The organism is Dellaglioa sp. CoH-57-MRSF-19 (genome assembly GCF_056781975.1).
Genome location: NZ_JBXAXW010000026.1, coordinates 1 through 508, shown reverse-complemented (window position 1 = coordinate 508; position 508 = coordinate 1). Strand labels below are relative to the sequence as shown.

At 54.1% G+C, this 508-nt stretch carries 1 protein-coding gene; it reads right to left on the bottom strand.

Annotation, left to right across the window (positions count from 1 at the left end; all coding sequences use genetic code 11):
- Positions 1-457 (bottom strand): hypothetical protein (locus tag AC1RO3_RS07930; protein WP_481763919.1); only part of this gene is annotated, 457 nt, incomplete at its 3' end.
- Between the last annotated feature and the right edge of the window lie 51 nt (positions 458-508).

The window sequence follows — 508 nt, the reverse complement described above, 5'->3', positions numbered from 1 at the left end:
GGAATGCTTTGCATTCGGTTCCGGTGCCGCGAACCAGAGGATGCGGTACCGTGCTGTCGATCGAGATATAGGTGCGGTAAGCAGACGCGGTGATCGGAAACAGGCGAGACAGGGTTTTCTTGGCCTCAGCAACGGTTCGGATTTCTTTATCCTTCCCGTTGACGTGGATTTCCAGCTTGTCGGTTTTGCCGCGCATTATACGCCGCACCAACACCTTCTTTCCTGCGTGGCTCATGAACTCGATGTCGCGGCGGCCTTGCTTGATCTTGTCCGAACGCTCACCGATTTGCGGTTCGTCATACATCACTTCAGGCAACACTGAGAAGAGCAATGATTTGCCTACCCCATTCGAGTTTTGCGATGCCTTGCCCGCAGCGCGGTTCAGCCCATAAATGGTGCTAACCCCGCACGGCGGCTCAAACCGCACCGGCTTCTGGTACGGCCCAACTTTTTCCAACTCGATTGCCTGAATAACGTGCATGACTTACCCAAATCCTTATGCGTGTTT